The sequence below is a fragment of the Enterovibrio makurazakiensis genome, assembly GCF_050336585.1.
In the GTDB taxonomy this organism is placed as follows: domain Bacteria; phylum Pseudomonadota; class Gammaproteobacteria; order Enterobacterales; family Vibrionaceae; genus Enterovibrio; species Enterovibrio gelatinilyticus.
Genome location: NZ_JAKJSE010000007.1, coordinates 1 through 20,402, shown reverse-complemented (window position 1 = coordinate 20,402; position 20,402 = coordinate 1). Strand labels below are relative to the sequence as shown.

General features: G+C 46.0%; 8 protein-coding genes. 4 read left to right on the top strand and 4 right to left on the bottom strand.

All coding sequences use genetic code 11. From position 1 onward, the window contains the following. Positions 1-39: 39 nt before the first annotated feature. The gene (locus tag L4D06_RS05000) at positions 40-1,674 is read right to left on the bottom strand and encodes an ABC transporter substrate-binding protein (protein WP_429738027.1); all 1,635 of its coding nucleotides are present in this window, start codon (positions 1,672-1,674) and stop codon (positions 40-42) included. An 863-nt stretch (positions 1,675-2,537) separates the two neighbouring features. Here L4D06_RS05000 and L4D06_RS04995 point away from each other — a divergent pair. The 3 genes from L4D06_RS04995 to L4D06_RS04985 all read left to right on the top strand — a co-directional run bounded on the left by L4D06_RS04995 (position 2,538) and on the right by L4D06_RS04985 (position 5,693). Then, positions 2,538-3,479: a glycosyltransferase gene (locus L4D06_RS04995; protein WP_429738026.1), complete on the top strand. Its 942-nt coding sequence runs from the start codon at positions 2,538-2,540 to the stop codon at positions 3,477-3,479. A 14-nt stretch (positions 3,480-3,493) separates the two neighbouring features. Further along, a complete protein-coding gene (locus L4D06_RS04990; RefSeq protein ID WP_429738025.1) occupies positions 3,494-4,201 on the top strand; it encodes an acyltransferase in 708 nt (235 codons plus the stop codon). Between the two features lie 100 nt (positions 4,202-4,301). Beyond that, the gene (locus L4D06_RS04985) at positions 4,302-5,693 is read left to right on the top strand and encodes an MATE family efflux transporter (protein ID WP_429738024.1); all 1,392 of its coding nucleotides are present in this window, start codon (positions 4,302-4,304) and stop codon (positions 5,691-5,693) included. Between the two features lie 227 nt (positions 5,694-5,920). Here the strand turns inward: L4D06_RS04985 and L4D06_RS04980 are convergent, their stop codons facing one another. Then, positions 5,921-7,939 (bottom strand): alkyl/aryl-sulfatase, encoded by a 2,019-nt coding sequence (locus tag L4D06_RS04980; protein WP_429738023.1) that lies wholly within the window; start codon positions 7,937-7,939, stop codon positions 5,921-5,923. A 356-nt stretch (positions 7,940-8,295) separates the two neighbouring features. On the opposite strand from L4D06_RS04980, the gene L4D06_RS04975 reads away from it, so the two are divergent. Further along, positions 8,296-9,153: an adhesion domain-containing protein gene (locus L4D06_RS04975; protein WP_429738022.1), complete on the top strand. Its 858-nt coding sequence runs from the start codon at positions 8,296-8,298 to the stop codon at positions 9,151-9,153. Between the two features lie 603 nt (positions 9,154-9,756). Here L4D06_RS04975 and L4D06_RS04970 read toward each other — a convergent pair. Together L4D06_RS04970 and L4D06_RS04965 are read right to left on the bottom strand one after the other, a co-directional pair. Then, entirely contained in the window at positions 9,757-10,593 is an 837-nt protein-coding gene (locus L4D06_RS04970; protein ID WP_429738021.1) for a hypothetical protein, read from the bottom strand. 707 nt (positions 10,594-11,300) lie between these two features. Continuing rightward, a complete protein-coding gene (locus tag L4D06_RS04965; protein ID WP_429738020.1) occupies positions 11,301-20,243 on the bottom strand; it encodes a glycoside hydrolase family 17 protein in 8,943 nt (2,980 codons plus the stop codon). Between the last annotated feature and the right edge of the window lie 159 nt (positions 20,244-20,402).

Below are 20,402 nucleotides of genomic sequence, written 5' to 3'. Positions count from 1 at the left end.
CCTTGCTCGTCTTCTATCGAAAGAGGATCGGCAGTATGGTTATTTAAGGTGCAAATTATTCAAAATAATCACTCGCTTCCCGCCGTCATACCAAACAGGCTGTACATAAGGGTTTTCTTTGGTTGGCCAACCCTCTACCTTCTTGGTGCTGTACTGGAACCAAGTCGGGTTTGAGAACAACGGAATGAACGGAAGCTGCTCGGCAGTGAACGTTTGCAACTGGTCAAGAATCGCTTTTTGTTCTTCCGGTGAACCAGTCTTGCCAAAGCTATCAATCAACGCATCAATTTTTGGGTCATTAACACCGTGACCCGCGTGCCAGCCCTTACCTACACGAGATGTAGAAAAATACTCTTGATAAGCAATAATCGGATTGGTTGCCACCATTGACCAGTTAATCGCTACGTCATAATTGCTTTCTTTCAAATTCTTGTCGTATACCGCCCAATCGACAGTTTTCACTTCCGACTCAATACCAATTTCGTCATAGAACTCGGTGACCATCTGCACCACCTGGATCCAGTCTGTCCAACCATTAACCACTTCAATATTGAATGAAAGCTTTGAGCCGTCTGGTTTTTCACGGTATCCATCACCATCCAGATCTTTAAGGCCTGCTTCGTCCAGCAAGGCTTTTGCTTGGTCTGGATTAAATTCTGTCAAATGACGGAATTTCTTAGTGATGTCTTTATTGATGTTGGTTTCATAAAGCTCGCCGATACCGCCAGCGTTAAAGTTGGCAGTGGGATAACCATAAGCAGCGATATCGACAATGAGGTCGCGATCAAGCGCCATTGATAACGCCTGGCGAACTCGCACGTCGTCAAATGGTGCTTTCTTAGTATTTAAGTACAGGTGAATAGCGTCATTCGCTGGGTACCAGAAATGGTTATTCTCTTTGTCACGCTCAACGAATGTAGATTCGATGTCCGCGATAAAGTTTGACCCCCAGTCCACTTCACCTTTCATAAGAGCAGGTTGGATTTGGGAGTTGTCGTTATAAGAGCGGAAACTCACACAATCAAGGTAAGGACGGCCTTCAAGGTAATAATGCGGGTTACGGCAAAGTTCCATTTGCTGAGACTTAAGGAACTTCACTGTCGTCATTGGGCCGCTACCCACAGGGTTTGGATTAGTGAACGTGGTGAGGTTTTCAACGTCTGCCCATTTATGCTCGGGCACAATGTGGTATTTTTCCAGATTCCACATAAAGGTAGAGTCTGGATTTGCCAACGTAAATACCACAGTTCGAGGATCAGTGGCTTCAACCGACTGAAGGTTCCCGCCAGACCAAATTCCTTTCAAATCAAATGCAGGGAATTTTTGTGTCAATACAAAGCTAAAGACCACATCGCTAGCATCTAACGATTGGCCATCAGACCATGCCAACCCATCGCGTAGCTTTAGTGTGATAACTTTTAAGTCATCAGAATATGTGGCGGATTCAGCTAAACGAAAGTTCGTCTCTCCCGTCATATTATTGAACACCATGAGTGGCTCAAACATAGTGCCGTGAAAAACATCTTTGGACGTATAAGGGTTAAAGTTGTCTACAAAGCCAGTCGTAATAATAGGCACATTGAGCGTTCCACCCTGCTTAACATCGGATGCATGGACGCCTGCACTAAGCAGTACGCCACAAACCAGAGAAGCGAGTCGTGTCTTGTTTTGCATCTTACCGTCCTATGTCTTTATTAACGCTCAACCTGCTAACGTCATGTCTCACTTCGCATTTACAGGCCCAATCATTTCTTTCTCTTTTTGAGTGTAGCTAAACCCAATACAGTTGTGCGTCACTACAAAACATAAAGAAAGCGCTTTCTTGATGCCTGATATTAGGAAATTGCCGGTCATCAACAAGGTGAGTTTTACCTTTTTGCAACATTGGTCACAAATGCGTTAGTGCTGAATTACTTGAATTATCACCAATGAGACTGGTTTCATCATTGCAGTACGATGTGTGGATTAAATCGCAAATTATGGAAGATGAATAGCGGCATTGGAGGCTTCACTAGGGTGTTAGCATTATATTTTGCGAGATCCTGAGGCAGTATCCTGGAGCGGATATTGTGAGATCTCCAATACAGTGCCACTTTACTAAGTGCTCATATCGGATCAATGGTATACACATCCCCCTAACCTCTTACATATTGACCAACAAATATATTCACATTTGGCATGAATGTATGATTTACATTCACATCATATATTTCCATACGAAAAATATATTTATATCGGCTGCAGTTTAAATATTTACAACCTCGATAAATGTAATTTCGCTCATTGTTTAACCAACAGCAAGTGGTTAGCACTCTAACTATCAATTACATTGAATATCACATATAACGAGATTTTGGTCGCAAAACAACAATAAGACCAAAAAGCTAGACACAAGTTCAAGTATTTGTTTTTAAAGGGTTTAAATAATTAATTACACTTAACGCAAACCATATTTCAAAAAATGAGACATTGAACAAACTTAGAGACCACCGTAGCATTCACTGCCAGTTGAGCATTTAATCTGTAGGGTTCTAAGCATGATCGAAATAAGCATTGTCATTCCAACATATAATCGTTCTAAATTACTTTCACACACATTAACGTCATTAGTTGAACAAACACTTTCACCCGAATCTTTTGAAGTGATTGTAATAGATGACGGCGGTTCTGATGATTCCGAAATCATAGCAAAATCATTTTCAAATCGATTAAACATTAAGTATTTCTGGCAGGAAGACAAAGGCTTTCGAGCTGGGAAAGCGCGAAATGTTGGCACAGCTATCGCTGAAGGCAAATATGTTGTTTACCTAGACACTGGCGTGCTCCTTGCTTCAGGTACACTCGAAGAGCATTTGTTCCGCCACAAAGTATCAACGCACCCTATTGCTATTGTTGGATACGTCTATGGGTTTGACCTAGATGAAGAAGGCGTCAAGAAGATGGAGTCTGTCATTAGCCCAAACAATGTCGACGCCATTTTATCCGAGCTAGACCATCAAGGTGCTTATGATATTCGTCAATCTCAATACGACGAGCTTGGCACTAATATCTGTGACTGGCCTGCACCCTTTGACCTATTTTGGACATGCCATGTGTCTGCCGAACGCCAACAGCTCATCAAAGCAGGAATGTTTGACGAACGTTTTAACAGCTGGGGCGGTGAGGATGTCGATCTAGGCGTTCGCTTGTTTCTAAACAACAATATGTTCATCGTTGATAAATCCATGGCTTCTTTCCATTGGCCGCATCCAAAAGAAGTTCACGACACCGGTGAAAGCTCGAAGAGTGCCGCGCAACTAATTCATGACAAATATGATATATGGCAAACCAGCTACTACAACCTTGACCACGAAATTAATGACCTTCCGCTGAACAAGCTCATTAAGGTTCTAAAAGAAAGCCCTAATCACCCGATGGCTGATAGCTCTCTGTACTTGAATCGCCCTAAAAAGACGACAGATATCGCGCCAACAGAATAATTAGGGGTCTTTCAATGCCTTGTGTTTACGAAAATATTTTTCCTGTTGCTGCTGGAAAAACCTTTGACGACATAAAAAGTCAGTATGGAAATCAAATTCTTGTACAAAAAGACACGCATATCATTGGTGCACCGCACTTTGCGTTTACTTTGGTGCGTGACTCTGACGACTACCACCGTGATGCGCAGTATTCGCTGATTCAGCAAGAAGATTTCAACAACAGTATTACTATCGGTCAGGGAACGGTGCTTTATTCAGAAGACAATCTCGCATTCGAAAACCGCCCAGTCAGGCTGACAGCAATTAAAGTAAACAATCAGCCAGCAGGTAAAATTACAATTGGTAACGGTTGTGTCATGCAGGGAACCGTTATTGTCTCTTACGAGCATGTCGAGATTGGAGATCAGGTTCTGTTCGGCCCTAAAGTGACCATTATGGATAGCAGTGGGCACCCCGTCACCAACCGTTGGCAAAACGATGATGCTGCGCGTACTCGCTCTGCAAAAGTCACCATCAAAGACAACGCATGGATCGGAATGGGCGTTACCATATTAAAAGGTGTGACCATTGGTGAAAACGCAGTGATTGGCGCAAACAGTGTGGTTTACCAAAATGTTCCGGACAATTGCATTGCAATGGGCAACCCCGCAAAAATCGTCAAGAAACTGGATGGATACGTTCCTCGCGAAGAAGCGATTCAACAGTTAGATATCGCTTCTTAACCCTTTCTGCAGGTCCTTCACTTTATTCATAAAGAAGATCTACACCTTCAATATCTATGAAGGATCTGCTTCGCTCCGCTTTAAAAACATGGACGACACCATGGCATTGATCACTCGTTATCTCTCGCACTTTCACCAATATAAAACTCTACTTGCACTCGCAGTGCCAGTCGCACTTCAAACCGCAATATTTTCCAGTAAAAGTACCGTCGATATGCTGATGCTTGGCACGCTCAGTGAACTTGATATCGCAGCCATTGGCTTAGCGGCAAAGGCCCAAATGATCATCAGTTTTTTTATCATTGGGTTGAGTATTGGCGGCGGTCAAATTGCCGCCCAATGCTTTGGAGTGAAAACTGAAGATGGTAAACGAAAGTTTCATAACACCATCTTCATCACACTAGTATTGAGCGCGGCTGTTTCTTTTATCTTCTTCATCGTGCTCTTCTTTGCACCATCATTACTGATGTCATTGGGAACACAGTCTCCAGAAATCATCAGCAAAGGCAGTGACTATTTACAAATCATCGCATTGAGCTTGTTTTGTTTTGCTTACGCTTCCAGTATCGCTTGCGGGCTGAGGTCAATGCACCAGCCTGGCATCGCAACCAAAGTCAGTTTCATTGGTGTTATCTTGAACTTAGCTTTGAACTGGGTATTTATTTTTGGTCATTTTGGAATGCCTGCAATGGGCATAAAAGGGGCTGCACTGGGAACCTTACTCAGTGCCTTTATAGAGTGTGTCGTTCTTTATCTCTATTTGAAATCAAAAAACCACCTCCTGAGCTATTTCCCTGTTTCGTTATTCAAACACCTTACCTGGCAAGATTTTCTCGTTGTCACCAAACTGTCTGCAACTGCCGCCGTAAACAGTGTTGTATGGGCTGCGGGTCTTTTCGCGTTTCATGCCATTTTAGGATACAGCGATCCTAACTTACTCGTGGCACTGTCCGTACTTGCCCCTATCGAAGCCTTGGCCATGTCACTGTTAATTGGCTTAGCCACGGCCGGCTCCGTATTGGTCGGTAATTTGGTAGGCGCCAATCAGCACGATCAACTACCGACTACCATAAGGCAACATCTCGTTATGAGCGTGGGTATTGGTGTGGTCAGTGCAGCGCTATTGATGGCATTGAAATCGCTCGTGCTGTCGATGTTTTTCCACAATGACGTTACGACTGCTGCCGAACTAATGACAGCTGGCCTTTACAACATTATGGCGGTTTCACTGATCGTTAAAAGTCTATCAATGATGTTGATTGTCGGCATACTCCGAGCTGGAGGTGACGCGCGTTTTTGCTTGATCACGGATGTTCTTGCGCAGTGGGTTTTCCTATTGCCTTGTGCTTATTGGCTAACGCATGTTCTTAATGTCGATCCTATCTATCTGTTTGGGCTAGTGTTGCTCGAAGAAGGTATTAAAGTGTTAATTTGTGTTTGGCGCTTGAATAGCAACCGCTGGGTGAGAAATTTAGCTGAAGGTTTAAACTAGGAAGCTCCTCTCTTTTGGTTGTATTGACAGAGGCGCTTTGCTTATACATTGAAGTGGTTCATTGAACCGTGAACACAGATACTCGGTATTCACGAAATAGACAGCACTAACATAAATCCCTCAGTCAAGGCTGAGGGATTTTTTATGATAACTTATCTATTTACTTGCTTGCTTGCTTGCTTGCTTGCTTGCTTGCTTGCTTGCTTGCTTGCTTGCTTGCTTATTAACTATGACTTTGGCATAGGTAGAATTTCAAACAATCCATCAAACTCATCCAAAGTCACTGCCAGTGACGTTATTAGGCTAGCGTCCCCTTTCAGTGTCGCTTTACCCTCTTTCACCAATGCGTCTAACGTTGTTTTACCCAAAACGACTTGCGTGAAGTCACTCTTGCTCACAGATAGTGCCACATCAGTTTTTGGTAACTGCTCTACTTGGATATTCGCCATGTTAGCGTTAGAGACTTCACCGTAGTAATGCTCATCTAGTTCAGGGTGCGAGACCGCAAAACGGAAGTCTAAGTTGGCAAGTTCTGCTTTTTCTGCGTTAAGTTTCACCGCGACAAAATCGAGGAACATGCCCGTTGGTGTGTTTGCAATCACGTCTGCTGATGCAATTTTCACTGACGGCTGAATCTCACCAGTACGCAGTTCTACCGCGCCTTGTAGATAAGAGTTTCGCCAAGCCATGGTTTCTGATTGATAACCTTGCTGTTCAAAGCTGTCTGCCAATGCAAAGCGATAATCAATATTGCTTGGGTCGCATTGAACCAAATCATTGAACAGTTGCGATGCTTCTTGGTATTGACCGTTCGTAAAGTGGACTTTGCCTGCTTTATACAGTGTATCCGCACCTGCGGCTTCTACATAAACACACGATTTTTCTGTTGTCTGCAGTGGGTTAGTATTCACTGGGTTCATGTCATGGTAACCAAGATACAGGTTGACCACTGCTCTTGCGTTATGGCTGTAAGAGCCGTGATACCCGTTGGTATGCCAGGTGTCTTTTTGTGTTTGCGGCACAATTTTTTCAATCTCACGACCCACATCGTGAACAGTGACGCCGTGGTTGGCTAAACGCATAGATTGGTTATGAATGAAGCCATAATTGTCTCTCTGCAGAGCCATATACTCTGAGATTTCATTCACTTTCGTGTCAGCATCATTCCACACAGGTGCCGAGTGCGCAGCATGAATGTTGTCTACCAGCCCGCTATCCACAAAGCGCAGCTTGAGTTCAGTGAGATATTTGGTCCACACCAGTGCATCACGCACTTTCGCGCCACGGAACGTATAGATATTGTGCATACCGTCATAAGTCAGTTCAGCAGTATTCAGTGATCGATATTCCGGTACATAAAGCACGATTTCAGCGGGTGCTTCTGCCCCTGGCATGTTAATCGCGTGGAATGTTAGCCCATCAATGGTGATTTCTTTTTCACGCGGTTGAATTTCTTGCGTCGGCGCTACCAAGGTGACTTCTCCACGCGACGTGCCCAAGCCAAGCGCATTATCGACAATCCCCTGAGGGTTGTTATCTAACGTTGTGCCATATTGATAGTTTGCACGACGACCCATGGCGGTGCCTGCAATCACGTTTTCATCAGCAAGCTCTTTAATGAAATCTTTCGGCGCGTAAATCTGTGCGTCTTTTACCATGTCACCAGATTCGAGAATGCCGCGTGAACCCCCAAAGTGATCCGCATGCATGTGCGAATAGATCATACCTGTGATTTTGTGTTCACCTTTGATTTTCGGCAAATGCAGCTTGGCAAATTCCCATGAAGCGGCCGCCGCTTCTCGTGATAACAATGGATCGTGAATCACATAACCATTGTCGGTGCGGTAAATAGTCATGTTGGACAAGTCGGCACCGCGAATTTGATAAACGCCATCGGTCACTTCATACAGACCACCTGCGGTGTAATTGAGCATACCTTGACGCCAGATTGACGGATTCACAGTGTCAGGCAATTCATCCACATTCATGGTGTCCATGTAGTCAAATCGTTGCTTCAACTCGCCGGCTTGGTGGCTGCCGAATTCTGCAATCAAACCACGCTGAGTGCGCTCAAACGCTGAGGTATCTTGCCAAGGCAGTTGCTTTGCTAGTTCTGCATTGGCTTGCTTTGTTTGTTCCGTAGCTGGCTTTCCTTTGTACGTTTCTAAACTGGCATAATCCGCTGATGCGCTGAAGGAAACCATTAATGCGAGTGCTAGGGTAGAAGGTGCAAAACGTGTATTCATAGATTTTCTCTCTCTGTCGTTTTTTGCTATGAACACAATTTACCGCTTCAACTCATCACGATATATACATATAGTTTTAGTTAATACATCACGATTTGTTATGTATTAATAGACCCATAGTCGGATCGACATGACAACAAAGAGCCCTATCACCACCGATAGTAGAGTGTTGTAGCAACACTGACGAAAGAGGAATGGAAATATTGCGATTACGATAAATCGCTAGGAAAAAAACAGCATTCAAGCCATTTCACTGTAAAAGCTGCCACTCGTTTTATTGTAATAATGGAAATCGATTACTACTTTTAAGACAAAATCCGTGTAAGAAGAGCAATTTTAATGAGGGCGGGCAGTAAATGCACTCAAGACATGTTGTATCAATCATCATCGCACTTAGCACATCAATCTTGGGCTGCAACAAAGAAAACGTTATTAACGTTCCTGCAAGCACTGAAATCACACTCGTCCAAATAGAAGTATCGGTGCCAACAACGACGTTCATCACTGAATTGCAGTTTCAAGCAAGCGGTCGTTACAGTAATGGAACCGTTGTAGACATCACATCAGACGTTCAATGGGAAACTTCTAATAGTGCTATTGCAACCATAGACAGTGCAGGAAAGCTTGTTCCATTAGAGGCAGGGGTAACAGACGTTACCGCGTCGATAGGTGACAATACAGGCCAATCATCCGGTATCAACGTTATTGACTCCGTTGTATGTGGTCATAGTTATGGCAATAGCTATTCGACAGCAGTTAACGACACTGACAATTCGAATGCGATAGGCGCTTGTGTGAAAATCGCACAAGACAACAACGGCAACTGGTTTACCGCAACACCGAGTTATACGGCCGTAAAAGCACTGGGATATAAATATCTCGATGCAAGCTACTTAGAAAATGGTTCTTATGGACCAAACGGCGGTATGTTCATTCGATTTAACTGGTTCAGTATCGCGGAATGGTGCTCGCATTTGAGCAGCCTTGAATTTGCAAATCGAAGTAACTGGACCATGCCCAGTCTTTCTCAGCTAACCGGATTGTATACAGACAGGGGAAATATGTTTGCTAACCATGGGTGGCCTACATATTACTACTACCAAAGCTTGACTCAATCAGGGCAAGAATATAGCGATATATCTTTGAATACTGGCACCTCGTCCACTTTGAATACCATTGGATACGATTACGGGAGTTGTGTATCTGAAAGTTGAATTATCCCAAAAATGTACGCCAAATATTTAAGTTTGAAACAATGACAAATTCAGGAATACAGGGGGACACACACCCTAATAATAGTTAAAAAGACGAGCCCAATCACTGGCTAATTCGGTGGTTGGAATCTCAGAAGTGAGCATTATTTAACGATTATTGGTATTGCAGTCGACAGCTGATTGAATATGGCGTTTTTTGTCATACACAAGTCTCAGGCCGTTACCTGATAAGTGGATGTGTTTACGAAAGGAAGAAAAATTAACGGTCAGGCAGCCGAAGGCCAGAAAGCCGTTTACGATGCAAGTCAGGTAACGCCGCTTTCAGTGACGATTCTGTGCCAATCATGCTGCCTCGCTCTATACATGTGCAGGTGCTCAACCACTCACCCTTCATCTTCAAAGCACGTTTATGAGCCAAGGAACACAAGACGCTGAAACTAAACACTATGATTTTCTTAGGGTGCCTGTTCCCCTTAATACTTACACTATGATTTCCTTAGGGTGTCTGTCCCAGCAATTGGTCCCAGAATTGGTCCCAGCAATTGCATAAAACCACTAACTAAAAAAGCGCCTTTAAGGCGCTTTCGTCACAGTGAGCAGCTGTTAAATCGGCTCACCATTTATGGAAGCGCTGGTTATTTGTCGAACAGATCGATAAGTTTCACCATCTTCCCACTCTCTAAATCGAGTAGACATCAAGGTTATTCCATTTCCCTCACCTACATAAGAAACATAGGTAGCCTCTGACGTAAAGTCAGGTGCCGTAGTGACCGTTTTTTCTTCGAACTTACAGGTTTGATAAACGGTACCATTAAGAGTGATTGATTCCTTACCTATAAATTTCGTCGCAACATCCACAATGGTGTCCCTTTGTCCTACACCATCGATGAAATATCTTGCCGTGATGCTATCCAAGCTAATTTCGTTGCCTTCATCGACGTCATAACTCATTTTCCATCCTGATGGCAAGTATTGCTCCTCATAGGTACTACTTCCAATTTCTTCTTTATATCCAAAGTGTGTTTGTGATTTCTCGTCATCATCATATTGCGTGTATTCGTAAAAACCATCTTCTTCTTGAGACGTAAAATTACCATCGCCGTCAAAATAACGATAAAGTGATAACGACTGAATAACACCGTCATTACCAGAATAAGAAACGATACTCTCATTTATTATATGATAACCATAATAACCCCATTCCGCGTCATCTAAGCTCTTTTCTTCTTCAGAGGGTAGCGTGCTGACTGATCGAATAGCATAATCATAAGTCACTGTGGTGCCCACTTGACCACGTTGAGGGTTATAACACGATGAGGCGTTTGAAAGTGACGCGCCTTCCGCGCCCGTGCCTCCGCTATCGCTACTTCCCCCGCCGCCGCCACAAGCCGAGATAACGAAACCAAGCGCTATCGCACTTCCTTGCTTTATAAACTTCATTCCTTTTCCTTATTATTACAGCCAACTTCTCCTCGAAATTACAATGAAAATGGTTTACACGCCTGTCTCTATTTTAATAACAAAAATAAAATAGTTTATATCACCATAATGCATACGTAAAACAGTCACAATATGGATAATATTTATCCTGAGATAACTAAAGATTACTGCATGTATATATCTAAGCGTAATGTTTGTGACCAAAATAAATACCGTCGACGAATTCGACTTTTCAACTTACACATACTAAACCGTCGATAAACACCTTCACCTCAGCTTTCACATTGACCTAAAAACCAATAAAACCATGACTTAAGGAAAATATAGGGACACACACCCTAAGAACAGTTAAAAATACGAGCCCAAGTACTGGATAATTCGGTGGTTGAAATCTCAGAAGTGAGCACTATTTAACGATTATTGGTATTGCAGTCGACAGATGATTGAATATGGCGTTTTTCGTCATACAGAAGTCTCAGGCCGTTACCTGATAAGTGGACGTGTTTACGAAAGGAAGAAGAATTAACGGTCTGGCAGACGAAGACCAGAAAGCCGTTTTCGATGTAAGCTAGGTAACGCCGCTTTCCATTTATAGGGTGTGTGTCTACGTTATTCACGTTATTCCTCCGCTCCAACTATTTCTTTCGATGGGAAATAAAAAAGGAGCCCAAAGTGGGCTCCTTTTAATCGAGAATGAAAAACAATTGTTACTGAGTGGTGAACTCAAACTCCGCGAATTTAATATCACCAGTGTCTGCAACATCACCCTTAAGGATAATGCCAATCACTTTCATATCAGAATGGCTAGGCGTTGGTACAGTGACTTTCAACCAACCGTTACCCAAATCTACTGTCACAACTTGATCACCATTGATGTCGCCAGCTGGATTCTGGCTGCTCACCAAATACGTCATCGTTCCACTGCTACCGCTTTGGAACTCAATCTTCGTCTCATAAAAGTCGCTTTGCTGCACTTTATAAGAGAAGTGAGTATATGACGCAATGTTGGCACCCGCTGTGTTAGTGGTCTCCATCACTGCTGTCGCCCATTGAACGGTCGCCGATTGACCTTCACCCGTCCAGTTGCTCGCTGGCGAACTGGTAATGGTATCTGAGTAAGGTGTATCACCGCTGTTTGCAGTAAGTACGACACCGCTACCCCATTGATCACCAACGAACTGAAGACCAATTGTATCTTGCTCACCATTAAATGTGACGAAAGTGTTTGCATCACCGGCTTCACCGCTTCCGGTTCCACCGCCATCAGTACCACCATCAGCACCAGTAGGAGAAACAGTCACGTTGTCGACGAGATACTCGGAGCCTACTCCGGTAGCCCATGCTGGGAATACCATGACAAGATCGATCGCTGTGAGGTCTAGCCCGTTGTTGGATAGGTCACTCAGGTTAAACGTATAGTGCTTCCAAGTATTCAACTCAGGAAGCGTACCTAAGCTCAACTCTACGAACTCACCACCATTATCAGGACCGCCATTTGATTCAACTTTGAATTTCCAGTCATCTGCTGGTGCATCACCTGCCGCAACTAGCTTGATATCAAACGAGATTGTACCTTCTACCATCCATGCATTCACATCGATTGGCTGTGGGTTCGTTGCAACACCTTCACGGGAACTGAAGCCATTTACTGTCGCGCTGACCACTTGGAAGGAAGTAACTTCACCGTATTCAGCATCACTATCAGTGATTACAGGTGGCGTGGTTCCACCACAACAATCCCACGCTACCCACTGAGGGTTCGCTGCATCGTTAAAGATAACGATTGGAGTGTTACCTGTGGTGCCGCCGTCAGTACCACCATCAGTGCCGCCGTCGGTGCCGCCGTCAGTACCACCATCGGTGCCGCCGTCAGTTCCACCATCGGTGCCGCCGTCAGTTCCACCATCGGTGCCGCCGTCAGTTCCACCGTCAGTGCCGCCGTCAGTGCCACCATCGGTGCCGCCGTCAGTGCCACCATCAGTGCCGCCGTCAGTGCCACCATCGGTGCCGCCGTCAGTGCCACCATTCGAGCCAACTGCATTGAAGGAGATGTTGTCGAAGTGCATCACTGTGTCTGCATTACGTGAAGTATCTGCATCAACGAAATCAGGGAACACAACTACGCCAGTAACAGGACCATCATAAAGGTCTGCGACAGACGAGAAGTCAAACGTCAGCTCTTCCCACTGGTTAACAAGCGTGTTGTTAGCAAGAAGCTCTTGCGCGTAACCCGTGGCCGTCTCCAGCTTGAAACGTACGGTGCTAGCTTTGTCTTTGTACACCATCATACGAACAACGCTGTTGGTCGCATCAAGGGTGAACGACTCAACGTCGCGAGTAATAGCACCAGCCCATGGCGCACCTGCGGCGCGCGCAATGATTTTAGCTGCGGTGCTTGAACTGTTTACACCCGAGGTGTCTGGGTTAGCAACAAGTTCAATCGCTGGATTGTCATCGTTCTCGAACACTTCCCACGTTACTGCATTGGTTTCGAAGTCGATGCTGTCGATACCGCTGTCAGTGCCACCGTCAGTACCACCATCTGTGCCACCGTCAGTACCGCCATCTGTGCCACCGTCAGTACCACCATCTGTGCCACCGTCAGTACCACCATCTGTGCCACCGTCAGTACCGCCGTCAGTGCCAGCAGCATTGAAGGTGATGTTGTCGAAGTGCATGACTGCGTCTGCATCACGTGTAGTATCTGCATCAACGAAATCAGGGAACACAACTACGCCAGTAACAGGACCGTCATACAGGTCTGCAACAGACGAAAAGTCAAACGTCAGCTCTTCCCACTGGTTAACAAGCGTGTTGTTGGCAAGAAGCTCTTGCGCATAACCACTCGCCGTTTCCAATTTGAAGCGTACGGTGCTGATTTTGTCTTTGTACACCATCATACGAACAACGCTGGTGGTCGCATCAAGAGTGAACGGTTCCACATCGCGAGTAATAGCACCAGCCCATGGTGCGCCATTGGTGCGTGCAATGAGCTTAGCTGCAGTAGCCGAGACATTTGCTCCAGAGGTATCTGGGTTAGCAACAAGTTCTACCGCTGGGTTGTCATCGTTTTCGAACACTTCCCACGTTACCGTGTTCGCTTCGAAGTCGATGATATCGCTCGCAGTGATTGTTACGCCGTTATTACCACCATCAGTGCCGCCGTCAGTACCACCATCGGTGCCGCCATCAGTACCACCATCGGTGCCGCCGTCAGTACCACCATCAGTGCCGCCATCAGTACCACCATCGGTGCCGCCGTCAGTACCACCATCGGTGCCGCCGTCAGTACCACCATCGGTGCCGCCGTCAGTACCACCATCGGTGCCGCCGTCAGTACCACCATCGGTGCCGCCGTCAGTACCACCTTGTGAGTCCTTATTTACAAATGAAACATCTGCAATGTCAAAGGAGCCCGCATTAGCAAATACCAGCGCAAACGTCTTCATATCAGCAAAATCAGATAATGGTACTTCCATTTGCACCCAACCATCAGACAGTGCTGTACCGCTAGAGATTGAGTGAGTTTCAGATACCTCCGGTTGAGTCAAACTTAGTGTCAACACTCCAATATCTGCTTCGTCGGTCAACACCTTAAACTGAGCATGCGTATATGACGTGATATCAACAGGGTTTACGTTGTATACCCAAGCCAATGCCTGCCAATTATCGTTGGCTGTCACTTCGAACACAGGATCATACACGCCGCCATTTTTAACGTTGACAGCAAGTTGTTCCCAATACTGAAGCGCGTCAAATGGAAGATTGTTATCTTGACCTGTATACGACAAGTAGGCTGTTTCAGGAGTCGCAGGTACTTCATTTGTCACAAATACAACATCCGTGACTTTCAGCGTTCCATTGCCCTCCAACGTGATAGCAAAATCTGTCAATTGAGTAAATTCTGCCAGAGGGACCTTCATCTCCACCCAGCCATCATTAAGCACAATGCCTTGTGACGTCGGGTAGCCTTCCCCAGTTTGCGTCCCATCCAGGTTGATCGTCGTGATTTTCACCGCATCAGCTGTGGTGTTCACTTTGAACATTGCATGTGTGAATGCGCTAATGTCGATAGGGTTTGACTTACTCACCCAGGCAATTGAACCCCAGCCAGCAGTCGTCGTCAGTTCTAATACCTTGTTGTATTCACCGTCAGCAGTCTCATTTAATGTTGCGTTGCCTGCAGGATCTTCAGGTGACCACACCAAGATGTTCTCAAACGCAATATTGTTCTCTTCATCTGAGTGGTAAACATATCCGGTGCCAGAAGGGGCGCTTCCACCATCATTATCAACAAAGGCAATATCAGCAATTTGAAGTGTTCCATTCTCTCCAAGAGTTAACGCAAATGTCTTCATATCAGTGTAAGAAGGCACTGGCACACTCATTTGGACCCAACCATTATCAAGCGAAGTACCTGACGACAGTGAGTATGGATTCGCTGCTGTCTCATCATCTTGATTGATAATGGTGACATCAATATTTGCAGCCGATGTTTTTACTTTGAACTCGGCATGTGTATATGACGTAAGGTCGACTTGTGTTGTGTTAAACAACCAAGCAGCAGAACCCCAACCGCCCGTTACCGTAAGTTCCTGAACAGGTGAATAAGTGCTGTCACTTCCCGCACCGATAGAAGCGCCTGAACCGTCTTGCGACCATACTTGAATATCGTCGAAGCTATGAACAGTGTCTTTACCGGTATACATGACGTATCCAGTACCTGAGGTGTCAGTACCGCCACCGTTGCCACCATCAGTGTCTTCCCCAGTTTTGCTGAAACGAACGTTGCGCAGTTCTAGCACACCGCCGTCATCAGTTACGCCTTGGAAGAACAGAGGTGAAGTGACGTCTGTAAAGTCAGGAGACGTACTGCTTGTCAGTTCAGTCACGGCAATTTTATACGACTGCCATTCAGATGTTACTGAATATCCACTAGGACCAAATTGAACACTATTGCTCGTTTGTGGACGCGTGCCATCGTTAAACACACCCGTTTGGAAGCCGATGTTGATTGCAGTTGTCGTGGTACCTTTGATGTCAAACATCAAGTAGCCCGTTTCAAAACCAGTCAGATTTTGGCCTGAACTACCAGCAACAGCAGTACTTGCTCCCCAACCCCAATCTTTCGCAGTGCCCGCCGTCGGTGGCGTTGTTAGCTCAAGAACTTGTTTGTCTGGATTGGCAGCTAGCCACGCAGTATTTTCCCACGCTAGTGCAGATAGGCTTGAATTAACTGAACCGCTATAGATGGTATATACGTCACCTTCAATTTCACCGCCCGCATTAAATGCGTAAGGGATAGCAAGAATGCCGTCGATAACCGTTTGTGCGTTTCCGCTGTTTGATTTAACGATTTCGTTACCGCCACGAGTGATTCCAGCAAACGCACCTGCGTCTACAAGATCCCAAATTGCGTATTTAGCATTACCGTTAATATCTACCAGCCCGAAGTGTTGCTCAGAGTGGCTTGGGTTGCTTGAGTCACCTTTCCATGGTTCATCAAATGCTTGGAAGAAGAATACAGATGCACCGTAATCAGCTGCCCACTCAGACATTGCGTCAAAGTAAGCTTTTTGCTTGTACTCATCCGCTGCCCCAGTACCACCAGCGCCATACGCTTCACTAGACAGCGTCGACCAACCAGTTTCTCCGATATGAACTTGCTTCGTGCTATCCACAGCTAAAACGCTTGTTTGCGCGTCATCAAACTGTGTCATCGCCTTGCCAAATGCACGACCCATTGCGGCATCTGCTTGTGCTTGACGAGACAGTGATTGTTCATCCGCAGGTACATTCCAGAACGACGTATCGAACTGAGTATCATGGAACGGATATACATGTACTGACACATAATCAACCGCTTGGATCAGCGCTTTAATGTCGGCTTCATGTCCACGATAGTAATCGTTGTTGATTGCCCACACCGCCCAGTTTTCAGAGCTGGTGATCCAAATGTTTTCGCTAATTGTGCCATCCGCTTTCAGAGCTTGAAGCTCATTCACACGGCCTAGGATAATGCCTGGCTCAACGCGGTAGGTAGTTGCCCACTCAACCATCGCTTCATTACCAACAGCAATAACTTTGATGATGTCAGGGTAGTTTTGCGCAAACTCAACCGCCTTATCCATTTCTGCATCGTTCTCAGGGCTTTCCTGAGAGTGATCGATAGGTTGGTCAGAGAACGCATTCAACGCTGAAATCCAAACACCAAGCATCACATTCATTTCGAAGCTTGAGTCTTCTTCTTTCAGTTGGCTGATAGCTATCAGCAGATTTTCTGTATCAGAGAAGCCTTGTGTGTTGTAGGTACGCAGCATACGAATACCTGAAGCGTGCATGATCTTAAGATCTTCTTTCAGATCAGCAACACTTGGTACATTTGCTTCAGTACGAGTCGTTGTGCGGAATGCACCGTAAGAAATAGCAGGTAACTCAGCAGTACCTAGCACAGGCTGCCCAGGAGCATCACCATTCGCAACGCTAGATACAGGATAGTTGCCTGTTGCTGCTGGCTGAGCTACAAGTTCAACGCCGCCATAAGTTCCACCGTCAGTTCCACCATCGGTACCGCCGTCAGTTCCACCATCAGTGCCGCCGTCAGTTCCACCATCGCTACCACCAGATAGGTCAGAACCAATCTCGCCGTCTGCTGATTGACTGAAGTAAAGGTTACGAACTTCAATCACACCGCCGTCATCTGCTGCGCCGTTGAAATAGATCAACGACGTTACATCAGCGAGACTTGCCGTGTTGCCAGCCGCAGCCATCAACTCAGACATTGGAATTGAGTATGACTGCCATTCACCAGTGATTGAACGACCACCTGGGCCGAATGTCACACCGTTGTTCGTTTGAGGACGGCTATCATCGCCAAATACACCCGTCTGGAACCCAACCGTAATATCGGTTGTCGTCGTACCCATGATTTCAAAATTCATGAAGCCATTTTGGTAACCACTTAAGTCGGTCGACGCTTGATCTTTGGTGTTTAAGCCTGCACCCCAGCCCCAATCTTTCGCGGTACCCGCGGTAGGAGGCGTTGTGAGTTCAAGAGATTGCTTGTCTGGATTAGCGGTAAAGAATGAAGTCTCTTCCCAACCGTTCGCTTCCAACCCATATTGGATTGCGCCACTTTGATAAGCAGTAAATACCGCGCCAGCATCGTTGCCGCCGTCAGTTCCACCATCGGTGCCACCATCAGTACCGCCGTCAGAATCCAAATCGGAAGCAATCGCGCTTTCCTTGGTTTTACCGAAGAAGACGTTACGAACTTCAATCACGCCACCATCGTCAGCTGAACCATTAAAATAGATAGGAGAAGTGAGGTCAGAGAAGTTAATGCTCTTGTCGCCGACAAGCTCTGATACTGGAATTTGGTACGTTTGCCACTCAGAAGTAATTGAGCGACCACTTGGACCGAATGTTACAGCATTTGAAGACTGAGGACGTTGAGCTTCTTGAGCAAATACACCAGTTTGAAAACCGATAAAGATGTCGGTGGTCGTCGTACCCTTGATGTCAAAAGACATGTAACCATCTTCAAAACCGACGAGGCTTAAAGCAGTTGGGTAGCTGTCATCACCTGTTGGTGTCACTACACCAGCACCCCAACCCCAGTCTTTTGCGGTACCCGCAGTCGGAGGAGTCGTTAGCTCCAGAGTGTCGGTTTGAGGGTTATCCGCAAGAAAGGAAGTTTCTTCCCAACCAAACGCCTGCAATTCATACTGAAGATCCGCTTCATAGTAGACAGTCAGAGCACCTTGCTCATTTCCTGTACCGCCATCGGTGCCGCCGTCAGTTCCGCCATCGGTGCCGCCATCAGTTCCGCCATCGGTGCCGCCGTCAGTTCCACCATCGGTGCCGCCGTCAGTTCCACCATCGGTGCCGCCGTCAGTTCCACCATCGGTGCCGCCGTCAGTTCCGCCATCGGTGCCGCCGTCAGTTCCACCATCAGTTCCACCATCAGTACCACCGTCAGACAAATCTGAACCAATTGAGCCATTAGCAGAAGCGCTGAAGTAGAGGTTGCGTACTTCAATCACGCCGCCATCATCTGCTGCGCCATTGAAATATATCAGCGATGTTACATCAGCAAGACTTGCCGTGTTGCCAGCCGCCGCCATCAACTCAGACATTGGAATTGAGTATGACTGCCATTCACCAGTGATTGAACGACCACCTGGGCCGAATGTCACACCGTTGTTCGTTTGAGGACGGCTATCATCACCAAATACACCCGTCTGGAACCCAACCGTAATATCGGTTGTCGTCGTACCCATGATTTCAAAATTCATGAAGCCATTTTGGTAACCACTTAAGTCGGTCGACGCTTGATCTTTGGTGTTTAAGCCTGCACCCCAGCCCCAATCTTTCGCGGTACCCGCGGTAGGAGGCGTTGTGAGTTCAAGAGATTGCTTGTCTGGGTTAGCAGTGAAGAACGAAGTTTGTTCCCAACCATTCGCTTCTAAATCGTATTGAATGTTTCCATTTTGATACGCTGTGAAGACTGCGTCAGAATCAGTACCGCCATCAGTGCCGCCATCGGTTCCACCATCGGTGCCGCCATCAGTTCCACCGCCACTGCCATCACCATCATCGAGATCTGATGCAATAGCGCTATCCTTGGTTTTTCCAAAGAAAACGTTACGAACTTCAATCACGCCACCGTCGTCAATAGCACCATTAAAATAGAGAGGAGATGTGATGTCAGAGAAGTTAATGCTTTTGTCGCCGACAAGCTCTGATACTGGAATTTGGTACGTTTGCCACTCAGAGGTAATTGAGCGACCACTTGGACCGAATGTTACAGCATTTGAAGACTGAGCACGTCCAGCGGCTTCAGCAAACACACCTGTTTGAAAACCGATAAGAATGTCAGTCGTCGTCGTACCCTTGATGTCAAAAGACATGTAGCCGTCTTCAAAACCAACGAGGTTTAAGGCAGTAGGGTAGGTATCATCACCTGTTGGTGTCACTGCACCAGCACCCCAGCCCCAATCTTTTGCGGTACCCGCAGTCGGAGGCGTTGTTAGTTCAAGGGTGTTAGTTTGCGGGTTGTCCGCAATAAAGGACGTCAATTCCCAACCAAATACCTCTAAGCCATACTGAAGGTTTCCTTGATAGTATACCGTCAATGCGCCTTGTGTATTTTGAGGCCCTGCAGGAGGAATGAGCTTTTGAAACACTTCATCATCATCAATCGTGCTTGTCGCATCCTTGGTGAAGTGGACGTTACGCAATTCGATCGTACCATCATCTTCAAACTCACCTTCGACAAACAAAGGAATAGTGATATCAGTGTAATCCACTGTTTCACCACCTAAGATCTCGCTGATTGGCACCTGGAATGTTGTCCATTCAGGTGTAATCGTACGTGAACCAGCTAGCGAAGATTTTCCTGATTGAGAAACTTTGTCAGTCGTGCTGAACAACACACCAAATGACTTAGCAGGACGAGTGGAATCTATGAGTTTATCTTCATTATCACGAAGGTCAGATCCCGATTTAAAGCCAATAGTTACTGGCGTCGTCATGGTTCCTTTTGCATCAAAGGTCATGAAGCCATTTTGGAAGCCCGACAGGTTAATCGAGTTTGCTTTATCGCTGCTATCGGTATAAAGACCGCCGCCCCAACCCCAAGTCGCCATTTTGAGATCGTTATTTGGACCGGGAGGAGGGGTAACTATCAGTGTTTGTGTATTCGTGTTGGCACCAAAACCAGCAGTGCTGAATTTGGTGCCACTTTCATCTTCACCCTGCCAACCGTCTGCACTGAGATAATCAGGTAAAATACCTTTGTAATAGAT

Bases quoted from the DNA above. Each gene is read 5' to 3' on its own strand.
- L4D06_RS05000 (WP_429738027.1), bottom strand. From the start codon at position 1,674: ATGCAAAACAAGACACGACTCGCTTCTCTGGTTTGTGGCGTACTGCTT.
- L4D06_RS04995 (WP_429738026.1), top strand. From the start codon at position 2,538: ATGATCGAAATAAGCATTGTCATTCCAACATATAATCGTTCTAAATTA.
- L4D06_RS04990 (WP_429738025.1), top strand. From the start codon at position 3,494: ATGCCTTGTGTTTACGAAAATATTTTTCCTGTTGCTGCTGGAAAAACC.
- L4D06_RS04985 (WP_429738024.1), top strand. From the start codon at position 4,302: ATGGCATTGATCACTCGTTATCTCTCGCACTTTCACCAATATAAAACT.
- L4D06_RS04980 (WP_429738023.1), bottom strand. From the start codon at position 7,939: ATGAATACACGTTTTGCACCTTCTACCCTAGCACTCGCATTAATGGTT.
- L4D06_RS04975 (WP_429738022.1), top strand. From the start codon at position 8,296: ATGCACTCAAGACATGTTGTATCAATCATCATCGCACTTAGCACATCA.
- L4D06_RS04970 (WP_429738021.1), bottom strand. From the start codon at position 10,593: ATGAAGTTTATAAAGCAAGGAAGTGCGATAGCGCTTGGTTTCGTTATC.
- L4D06_RS04965 (WP_429738020.1), bottom strand. From the start codon at position 20,243: ATGGCGACTTGGGGTTGGGGCGGCGGTCTTTATACCGATAGCAGCGAT.